We start from the raw sequence: 10,090 nt of genomic DNA, 5'->3' as shown, positions 1-10,090 counted from the left end.
GGCGGCCCGGCCTTGTAACCGACACCGCGCACCGTCAGCACCACCTCGGGCTTCTCCGGGTCGCGCTCGATCTTCGCCCGCAGGCGCTGCACGTGGACGTTCACCAGCCGGGTGTCGGCGGCGTGCCGGTAGCCCCACACCTGCTCGAGGAGCAGCTCGCGGGTGAAGACCTGGCGCGGCTTGCGGGCGAGCGCGACCAGCAGGTCGAACTCCAGCGGCGTCAGGGCGATCGGCACGCCGTCCCGGGTGACCTGGTGGGCCGGGACGTCGATCTGCACGTCACCGATGCTCAGGTTCTCGGCCTGGCCGGTCTCCCCGCGACGCAACTGGGCCCGCACCCGGGCGACCAGCTCGACCGGCTTGAACGGCTTGGTCACGTAGTCGTCGGCGCCGGCCTCCAACCCCTGGACGACGTCGATCGTGTCGCCCTTGGCGGTCAGCATGACGATGGGCACCGTCGACTGGGTGCGGATGTCCTGACAGATCTGCAGGCCGTTGCGGCCGGGCAGCATCAGGTCCAGCAGCACCAGGTCGGGCCGTGTCTGCTGGAAGACGCCCAACGCCCGGTTGCCGTCGGAGACGAAGGCGGGTTCGTATCCCTCGCGCCGCAGCACGATGCCGAGCATCTCGGCGAGAGCGGCGTCGTCGTCGACGACCAGGACACGGCCGCGGCTGGGGCCGTTCTGGGGAGCGGTGGGTGGCACGGCGCCCATTCTGCGCTGAGAGGGACGGAAGTTGGCCCACCCGCCCGGGTGAGATCCCGTGGCGGGTCGGCCGTCGGCCCGGCGAGGGACCGGAACGGTCCCCTCAGGGCGGTCGGCAGCCTTCTGTACCGAAAGCTGCGCGAGGTTGCGCAGCTTTCGGTACAGAAAGCTCGATCAGTAGCGGTAGTGGTCGCTCTTGAAGGGCCCCTCGACGGGGACGCCGATGTAGTCGGCCTGCACCTTGGTGAGCTGGGTCAGCTTCACACCGAGGGCGTCCAGGTGCAGGCGCGCCACGTGCTCGTCGAGCTTCTTGGGCAGCACCGTGACGCCGGGGGTCCGGCCCTCGTAGGCGGCGCGGTTGGTCCACAGCTCGATCTGCGCGAGCACCTGGTTGGAGAACGAGGCGCTCATGACGAAGCTGGGGTGCCCGGTGGCGTTGCCCAGGTTCAGCAGCCGGCCCTCGGAGAGCACGATGATCGTGTGGCCGTCGGCGAACCGCCACTCGTCGACCTGCGGCTTGATGGTGGTCCGCTCGATGCCCGGGGTGCGGGCCAGGCCGGCCATGTCGATCTCGTTGTCGAAGTGCCCGATGTTGCCGATGATCGCCTGGTGCTTGGTCCGCCCGAGCTGCTCGGCGGTGATGATGTCCTTGTTGCCGGTGGCCGTGATGATGATGTCGGCCTTGCCGATGACCTCGTCGAGGGTGGTCACCTCGTAGCCGTGCATGGCCGCCTGCAGCGCGCAGATCGGGTCGATCTCGGTGACGATCACGCGGGCGCCCTGGCCGCGGAGGGACTCCGCACAGCCCTTGCCGACGTCGCCGTAGCCGCAGACGACGGCAACCTTGCCGCCGATCATCACGTCGGTGGCCCGGTTGATGCCGTCGATCAGCGAGTGCCGGCAGCCGTAGAGGTTGTCGAACTTGCTCTTGGTGACCGAGTCGTTGACGTTGATCGCCGGGAACAGCAGCCGCCCGTCGCGGGCCAGCTCGTAGAGCCGCATGACCCCGGTGGTCGTCTCCTCGGTGACGCCCTTGATCCCCTGGCCGATGCGGGTCCAGTAGCCCTTGTCCTCGGCCAGCGTGCCGCGCAGGACGTCGAGGATGACGCCGTACTCCTCCGAGTCTGCCTCGGTGGTGTCGGGGACGGCGCCCTCGGCCTCGAACCGGGTGCCGAGGTGCACCAGGAGCGTGGCGTCGCCGCCGTCGTCCAGGAGCATGTTCGGGCCCACGATCTCGCCGGTCTCGTCGCGGAACTCGAACAGGCGCTGCGTGCACCACCAGTACTCGGGCAGGCTCTCGCCCTTCCAGGCGAACACCGGGACGCCCGCGGGCTGCTCCGGGGTGCCCTCGCCGACCACGATCGCGGCTGCGGCGTGGTCCTGGGTGGAGAAGATGTTGCAGCTGACCCAGCGCACGTCGGCGCCGAGGGCGGTCAGGGTCTCGATGAGGACGGCGGTCTGCACCGTCATGTGCAGGGAGCCCGCGATGCGCGCGCCGGCCAGCGGCTGTTGGTCGCCGTACTCGGCGCGCAGCGCCATCAGGCCGGGCATCTCGTGCTCGGCCAGCTGGATCTCCTTGCGGCCGAACGGGGCGAGGGAGAGGTCGGCGACCTTGAAGTCGCCATCGGTCAGAACACGGGTGCCAGTGCTGGCGGTCATGTCGCTCCAGGGGGCAAGGCCCTGCGGTGTGCGCGTCGGCGCAGACCAGCGGGCGCTCGGCGGTCGCTTGGGAAGAGCGAGCGTGCCGAGGCTTCGGCGGGGCTCGTACCGCGGACCAGTTTACGACGGCGAGGCAAGCCGGGAGGCCGTCGACGGGGCGAGCGCCCCGGCATCGGCGTCCCGACCGGCGGGACGCCGCCGTTCCCCACCGCCCCGGGACCTCGGGACGCTCCGGGGCTCAGCTCAGGTTCGTGGTGGCCCGGTAGAGGACGGCAGGCCCGGATGCGGTGACCTGCGCGCCGGCCGGGACGAACGCCGACGTCCCCTTCGGCAGGGTCAGCGCGCCCTCGGCGGAGGCCAGCTGCGCGGTGCCCTCCGTGCAGAGCAGTACCTGCGGGCCCCGGGTGGTCAGCGTGCCGAGCTGTGCGTCGAGCTGGATCCGGGTCAGGTCGAAGTCCTCGACCGGTACGGGGTAGCGCAGCCCGCCGGGCCCCAGGACCGGATGGATGACCGGCACCCGGCCGTCGGTGAAGTCGAGCACCTCGATGAGGGCGGCGAGGTCGACGTGCTTGCCGGTCAGGCCACCGCGCAGGACGTTGTCCGAGCTCGCCATGATCTCCACGCCGGCGCCGCAGAGGTAGGCGTGCAGGTTGCCGGCCGGGAGGAACACCGCCTCACCCGGGGCCAGCCGCAGGTGGTTGCACATCAGCGAGATGACCACACCCGGGTCGCCCGGGTAGGTCTCGGCCAGCGACGCCGCCCAGCGGTAGGTGTTGATGAACTCGGGGTCGTGGGCGGCGACGAACCGGCCGGCGGCCTCGGCCACCGCGTCGACCAGGGCCGCCCGGTGCTCCGGCGAGAGCGCGAGCAGCTGCGGGATGGCCGCCCGCAGCCCACCGCGGGCGAGGGCCGCGATGGTGGGCTTGAGCTCGGGCACCTGCAGCTTGGCCAGGCAGTGCAGCGACTCCTCAACCGGGCGGAATCCGCAGAGCGCCTCGAGGGGGGTCAGCGCCAGGATCAGCTCGGGCTTGTGGAAGGGGTCCTTGAAGGTGCGCGTCGGGTCGTCGCGCGGCACCCCGGCCGCCTCCTCGGCGGCGAAGCCGGCCTGCGCCTGCTCGCTGGTCGGGTGCGCCTGCAGCGAGAGCGGTTGCTCGGCAGCGAGCACCTTCATGAGGAACGGCAGCCGGTCGCCGAACCGGGCGCGCACCTCGGCGCCCAGGAGCAGTTCGGGCTGCTCCTGGATCGCCTTGTCCAACGGCGTCCCCGTGGAAAGGACGCTCGGCGCGTCGGGATGCGCCCCCACCCACAGCTCCGCGTACGGCTTGTCGGCCGGGGTGAGCTCACCCAGCAGCTCGGGGATCACCGTGCGCGAACCCCACGGGTAGTGACGCACGGAGGTCTGCAGCTGCCACATCGCGGCCACACTAACTCCCGTGGCCGACCACCGGCCGCGGTCGCGCCCCAGGTGTCCCCCTACTGGAACCGAGTCACAGCGGACCGGGTGACAGCGGAGCCGTCACACCGCCGCACGGACGTCGGGCGCACCCAGCCGCGCGGCGTCCGCGGTCCGGTCGTCCGGCATCCGCTGCGACTCCCGCTCCGCGGCCACCCGTGCGGTGTAGTGCTCCACCTCCCGGGCGGTGCGCTCCTCGTCCCAGCCCAGCGCGCCCGCCATCAGCCGCGCCACCTCGGGTGCCGACTCCACCCCCCGGTGGGCGGTCTCGATCGACACGCGCGTGCGCCGGGTCAGGACGTCGTCCAGGTGCAGCGCGCCCTCGGCGGTGACGGCGTGCACCACCTCCGCGGCCAGGTAGCCGGGGGCGCCCGCCAGCGGCCGGGCGAGCGCCGGGTCCGACCGGGCCAGGTCGAGCACGTCGCCGATCCGGTCGCCGTGGCGGCGCAGCAGCCGGGCCACCGTCTCCTCGGGCACGCCGCTGCCGGCCGCGAGCTCGGCCGCCCGGTCCCGGACGTCGTCCCAGCGGTGCGCACCGACCAGCGGCAGGTGCTCCGTCCGCGACGGCGGCACGCCGGGCAGGGCGGCGACCGCCGCGTCGACGGCGTCCTCGGCCATCACCCGGTAGGTCGTGTACTTCCCGCCGGCCACGAGCACCAGGCCGGGGACGGGGGTGACCACGGCGTGCTCGCGGGACAGCCGGCTGGTCTCGTCCGACTCCCCGGCCAGCAGCGGCCGCAGCCCGGCGTAGACACCGAGGATGTCGTCGGCGGTCACCGGGCGGACCAGCACCCGGTTGACCTGGCCGAGGATGTACTCGATGTCGGCACTGCTCGCGGCGGGATGGTCGCGGTCGAGCTTCCAGGGCGTGTCGGTCGTCCCGACGATCCAGCGCTCCCCCCACGGGATCACGAACAGGACGCTCGTGGGGGTGCGCAGGATCAGCCCCGCCTGCGTCCCGCCGGCCTCGGTGAGCCGGGCGCCGTCGATGGCCGACCGGGGCAGCACCAGGTGCACGCCCTTGGAGGCGCGCACCTTCAGGCTCGGCGCGGAGTCGCCGAGCATCGCGCCGATGTCGTCGCTCCACACGCCGGTCGCCGCCACGACGCTGCGGGCCCGCACCGTGAACGACGAGCCGTCGGTCAGGTCGGCCACACGGACGCCCACGACCGGCGCGTCGGACCCGGTCCCCTCACGCAGCAGCTCGGTCACCCGCGCGCTGGACAGCACCCGCGCTCCGTACCCCGCGGCGGTCCGGACGACGGCGAGCGTGTGCCGGGCGTCGTCGACCTGGGCGTCCCAGTACCGGATCGCTCCCCGCACCACGTCACCGCGCAGGGCCGGGAACGCGGCCAGGGTCTTCCTGCGGGACAGGTGCCGGTGGCGGGGGATCTCCCGGCCCGGCGTGAACGCGGCCCCCAGCACGTCGTAGAGCGCGACCCCGGCGCCGAAGTACGCCCGCTGCCACACCGGGGCGGTCAGCGGCAGCAGGAACGGCAGCGGGGTCACCAGGTGCGGCGCGATGGTCTGCACCAGCCGGGCGCGCTCGGCCAGCGCCTCGTGCACCAGCGGGAACGCGAACTGCTCGAGGTAGCGCAGCCCTCCGTGGATCAGCTTGCTGGACCGGCTCGACGTGCCCGCCGCCCAGTCGCGCGCCTCCAGCAGCCCCACCGACAGCCCGCGGCTGGCCGCGTCCAGCGCGGCCCCGGCGCCGGTCACCCCGCCGCCGATCACCAGGACGTCGACGACCTCCTCGGCCAGCCGGGCCCGGTCGGCCCGGCGGCGCTCCGGTGACAACAACGTGCGGCTCGCATCCCCCGGGTGCATGTCTCCTACTGTCCCCCCGCCCCGGGCCGCCGCACGGAGAGCCGGGTCACATCCCCGGCGTGTCGCGTGCCCGTGCCCAGGCCCGGCCGGGCGTGAGCGGACCGGGCCGTCAGTGGGATCCGGCCTCGGCCGCCGGCTGGTGCTTGCGCCGGTGGAAGGTCAGCTTCATGACCAGGACCACCAGCGCGCCGATGACCAGCCCGAGCAGCGCGCTGGCCAGGGTGTTCACGAGCCAGCCCACGACCGGGCCGAGGGCACCGGTGGCCTCGTGCGCCGCCTCCTCCAGGTGGTGCACCGCGCCGTAGACCGCGTGCAGACCCAGCTCGTCGCTGCCCACCAGGATGATGTGGCCACCGACCCACAGCATCGCGGCGGTGCCGACCACGGTGAGCGCGGTGAGCAGCTTCGGCATCCCCTTCACCAGTCCCCGGCCGAGCCGGGCCACGCCCTTGCCGGGGCGCTCGGAGAGCGCGAGCCCCACGTCGTCCATCTTCACGATCAGGCCGACGACGCCGTAGACGAGGACGGTGATGCCGAGCGCGACGACCACGAGGATCACCGCCCGGGACACGAATCCCTCGTCGGCCACCTCGTTCAGCGAGATGACCATGATCTCGGCCGAGAGGATGAAGTCGGTGCGCACGGCACCGGACACGATGGTCTTCTCGTCCGGCAGCGCCTCCTCCACCGACTCGTGGGCCTCGTGGTGGCCGCTGATCTTGTGCCACACCTTCTCCGCGCCCTCGTAGCAGAGGTAGGCGCCGCCGATCATGAGGATCGGCGTGAGCAGCCACGGCAGGAATTGGCTGAGCAGCAGGATCGCGGGCAGGATGATGAGCAGCTTGTTCCGCAGCGATCCCACGGCGATGCGCCGGACGATCGGCAGCTCGCGGTCGGCGGCCAGACCGTGCACGTACTGCGGTGTGACGGCGGTGTCGTCGACGACGACGCCGGCCGCCTTCACGCTGGCCCGTCCGGCAGCGGCGCCGATGTCGTCGACCGAGGCCGCGGCTGCGCGCGCCAGCACCGACACGTCGTCCAACAGGGCTACGAGTCCACCCGCCACGGGAAGTCCTTCCGGTCGGTCAGCAGCTGCCTGCTGTTCCAGTCATGGTCACCCGTCCGGCCCCGGCGTGCGCGGCACGGCACCGTGCGCGTCGGCCGGCGTGGGCTGGTCAGGAGCCGTGTGCTCTCTCGTTGTCGAGTGCGAGGGCGAGGTAGACGGCGCTGAAGTCGGCGACGGCCAGCTGCCGCGCCAGGCGCGGGAGCCGGGTGAAGCGGCCGGGTTCCCCGTGCTCGGCGAGACCGCTGACCGGGACGTTGTGCCCGGCCGCGGTCCGCAGCACCTCGTCCATCGCCGCTGCGGCCGACCGCGGCTCCCGCTCCCCCGCGCCGTCGTGCGCCCCGGCGTCGGTGTCGCGGATGGTGAGCAGGCGCAGCCGGCGTCCGGCGTCGTCGGCACGGTCGCGGAAGAAGTCGTCGGCGTCGCGCGGGGCCAGTGGCCCGCCGAGGACGGCGCAGGCCGCCACCCGCTGGTCGGGCAGCCGGTAGTCGGTCGCCGGCAGCCCCGCGAGGGTGGCGAGCTGATCGGCGATCCGGGTGGCCGCGGCCCCGGCGAGCGGCCCCTCGGCCGCGATCACCGGCAGCGCGTCCAGCAGCTCCAGGGCGAGGGTCTTCGCCGGGTTCACGAACGACTCCCGCGCCGGGCCGCACTCCATGGCGACCTCGTCCAGGGCGGCGGCGATCGCCTCGGGATCGGTCCCGCCGGCCGGCAGCAGGTCGAGCTCGGTGGCGAGGAGGAGCATCGGGGTCAGGAGCGACCACAGCGTGGTGTGCCGGACCCGGGACGCCGGCAGCGCCACGTAGGGTGCGCGGGCGGCCGAGCACACGCCGCGCAGGGGCGCGTCCTCGGCGCCGATGCCGAGGAGGGAGACCCCGCGCCGGGCGGCCTCGTAGGCCGGCGTCACGGCGTACGTGCCCGCTCCGGTGCGCGTGGCCACGACGGCGATGTCGCTGGGACCGGTCCACACCGGCAGGTTCGGTCCCGGCACCACGTCGACGGTGACCGGGCTGGAGGGCCCGAGCAGCGCGCGGAGGACCGAGGCGGCGACCGCGCCCTCGCGGCGGGCCACCACGACCAGCCCTCGCGGCCGGCCGCCCTCGGTCACCCGGCCCAGGCCGGCCTCGGCGGTGAGCCGGGCGGTCTCCCGCACCTGGGCGCCGCCACCGGCGACCGCCGGCAGGAGACCCCGGGGATCGCGGGCACGGAGGAGCTCGGGGTCGTCGAGGACCTCCTCGGCGAACTCGGGCGATGTCACGCGGTCACCGTCATCGCGCCGTCACGCGTTCCGGTGCCGGGCCTCGTCCAGCAGCAGGACGGGGATGCCGTCGCGGACCGGGAACGCCCGGTCGCAGGTGGTGCAGAGCAGCTCGCCGGCCTGCTCGTCGACGGTCAGCGGGCTGTGGTGGGTGTCGGGGCAGGCCAGGATCGACAGCAGCTGCGGGTCCAGGCCCAGCGGGCCGCTCGCCGCCGTCGGTGACGTCTCGGTCATGCGCGCACCATCTCCAGGACTCGGTTCCGCACCTCGGTCATCCGCGCCTCGTCGGGCGCCTCGACGTTGAGCCGCAGCAGCGGTTCGGTGTTGCTGGCCCGCAGGTTGAACCAGGCGCCGTCGGGCAGCTGCACGGTGAGCCCATCGAGCTCGTCGATGCTCACCCCGTCCTGCTCGCCGAAGGCCGCGCGGACCTCCGCCATCTTCGCCTCCGCGTCGCTGACCGTGGAGTTGATCTCGCCGGACGCCGCGTACCGGCTGTAGGCCGCGGTGAGCTGCGACAGGGGGCGGGACTGCTCCCCCAGCGCGGCGAGGACGTGCATGGCGGCGAGCATGCCGGTGTCGGCCCGCCAGAAGTCGCGGAAGTAGTAGTGCGCGGAGTGCTCACCGCCGAAGACGGCGTCGGTGCGGGCCATCTCGGCCTTGATGAACGAGTGCCCGACACGGGTGCGGACCGGCTCACCGCCGTGCTCCCGGACGATCTCCGGAACCGCCCTCGAGGTGATCAGGTTGTGGATGATCGTCGTCCCCCGGCCCTTGGCCAGCTCCCGGACGGCGACGAGCGCCGTGACGGCCGAGGGGCTCACCGGATCGCCGTTCTCGTCGACCACGAAGACGCGGTCGGCGTCGCCGTCGAAGGCCAGCCCGACGTCGGCGCCGTGCTCGCGGACGGCGGCCTGCAGGTCGACCAGGTTGGCCGGGTCGAGCGGGTTGGCCTCGTGGTTGGGGAAGCTGCCGTCGAGCTCGAAGTACAGCGGGACGATCTCCAGGGGCAGCCCCGACAGGACGACCGGCACCGTGTGCCCGCCCATGCCGTTGCCCGCGTCGACGACGACCTTCAGGGGACGGATGCCCGACAGGTCGACCAGCGAGTGCAGATGGGCGGCGTACTCGTGCAGGACGTCCCGCGTGGTGACCTGGCCGACCCGGTCGGGGGTGCGCTCGTAGGAGTTCCGCTCAGCCCACTCGCGGATCGTGGCCAAGCCGGAGTCCTGCCCGATCGGCGCCGCGCCGGCGCGGCACAGCTTGATGCCGTTGTACTGCGCCGGGTTGTGGCTGGCGGTGAACATCGCCCCGGGCACGTCGAGGGAGCCGGCCGCGAAGTACAGCAGGTCGGTCGAGCCGAGGCCGGCCTCGATGACGTCGACGCCGCGACTGATGACGCCCTCGGCGAAGGCGCGGGAGAGTGGGACCGAGGACTCGCGCATGTCGTGCGCCGTCACCACGGCCGTCGCGCCGCTGTCACCGGCCACGAACTCGGCGAACGCCGCACCGATCGCCCGGCTGACGTCCTCGTCCCACTCGCCGGGGACGACGCCACGGACGTCGTAGGCCTTCACGATCGATGACAGGTCCGGCAACGCGGCTCACCCTCGTACTCGCGACTTCACGCAGACCGAGTGGCACCCGGCGTCGCCGACCCTATCGGCGGCCCGTGGACCCGGCGTGGTGGCCCCGCTGCAGGGGCCCGTCGCGAGCGCGCGAGCGGTGGGGGGCAGCGGGGTCCTCGCTCAGGTGAGGTCGGGCAGCACCCGGAGGTGACCGCGGCGGGTTCCGCTGCCGTCGTCGGCGGGGTCGCGCGGGGGCTCGGGGCGGGCGGCCTCGCGGACGGCGTCGGCGAGGGCCAGCAGGTCGTCACCGGTCGGGCCGGCGTCCTCGAGGTCGATCTCGTGACGGACGACCTCCCAGCCGCGGGGCACGGTCAGCCGCTCGGCGTGGAACTCGCACAGGTCATAGCTGTGCGGCTCGGAGAACGTCGCCAACGGGCCGACAACGGCCGTCGACTCCGCGTACACGTACGTCAAGGTCGCCGCTGCCGGTTGCGCGCAGCCGCTGCGCGAGCAGCGACGTGACTGCCTCACCACCGGTTCCTCACGCAAGGCACAGTAAACCTG

The 10,090-nt window shown here is 73.2% G+C and carries 9 protein-coding genes; all 9 read right to left on the bottom strand.

What is annotated here, in order from left to right; translation table 11 throughout:
* On the bottom strand, window positions 1–704 hold a 704-nt coding region (gene mtrA / locus ACFSHS_RS02285; RefSeq protein ID WP_456559068.1), incomplete at its 3' end, for an MtrAB system response regulator MtrA.
* Window positions 705–878: 174 nt separating this feature from the next.
* On the bottom strand, window positions 879–2,363 hold the full coding sequence (gene ahcY / locus ACFSHS_RS02280; protein WP_376871214.1) for an adenosylhomocysteinase: 1,485 nt from the start codon (window positions 2,361–2,363) through the stop codon (window positions 879–881).
* A gap of 238 nt (window positions 2,364–2,601) precedes the next feature.
* On the bottom strand, window positions 2,602–3,777 hold the full coding sequence (gene manA, locus ACFSHS_RS02275) for a mannose-6-phosphate isomerase, class I (RefSeq protein WP_376871212.1): 1,176 nt from the start codon (window positions 3,775–3,777) through the stop codon (window positions 2,602–2,604).
* A gap of 102 nt (window positions 3,778–3,879) precedes the next feature.
* Window positions 3,880–5,643: a glycerol-3-phosphate dehydrogenase/oxidase gene (locus ACFSHS_RS02270; RefSeq protein WP_376871210.1), complete on the bottom strand. Its 1,764-nt coding sequence runs from the start codon at window positions 5,641–5,643 to the stop codon at window positions 3,880–3,882.
* 109 nt (window positions 5,644–5,752) lie between these two features.
* Entirely contained in the window at window positions 5,753–6,709 is a 957-nt protein-coding gene (locus tag ACFSHS_RS02265) for a DUF808 domain-containing protein (RefSeq protein ID WP_376871208.1), read from the bottom strand.
* 109 nt (window positions 6,710–6,818) lie between these two features.
* Window positions 6,819–7,961, bottom strand: coding sequence for an SIS domain-containing protein (locus ACFSHS_RS02260; RefSeq protein WP_376871206.1), 1,143 nt, complete (start codon window positions 7,959–7,961; stop codon window positions 6,819–6,821).
* 21 nt (window positions 7,962–7,982) lie between these two features.
* Window positions 7,983–8,195, bottom strand: a complete 213-nt coding sequence (locus ACFSHS_RS02255; RefSeq protein ID WP_376871204.1) for a Trm112 family protein — start codon at window positions 8,193–8,195, stop codon at window positions 7,983–7,985.
* Window positions 8,192–9,556, bottom strand: a complete 1,365-nt coding sequence (locus tag ACFSHS_RS02250) for a phosphomannomutase/phosphoglucomutase (protein ID WP_376871202.1) — start codon at window positions 9,554–9,556, stop codon at window positions 8,192–8,194. Before ACFSHS_RS02250 ends, ACFSHS_RS02255 begins: the two co-directional genes overlap by 4 nt.
* Before the next feature lie 150 nt (window positions 9,557–9,706).
* Window positions 9,707–10,057 carry a DUF3499 domain-containing protein gene (locus ACFSHS_RS02245; RefSeq protein WP_376871200.1) on the bottom strand — a complete coding sequence of 117 codons (351 nt, stop codon included), beginning with the start codon at window positions 10,055–10,057 and terminating at the stop codon, window positions 9,707–9,709.
* Between the last annotated feature and the right edge of the window lie 33 nt (window positions 10,058–10,090).

This window comes from Blastococcus deserti (assembly GCF_042682525.1).
GTDB classification, from domain to species: Bacteria; Actinomycetota; Actinomycetes; order Mycobacteriales; family Geodermatophilaceae; genus Blastococcus_B; species Blastococcus_B deserti.
This window is presented reverse-complemented; position numbering and strand designations above follow the sequence as displayed.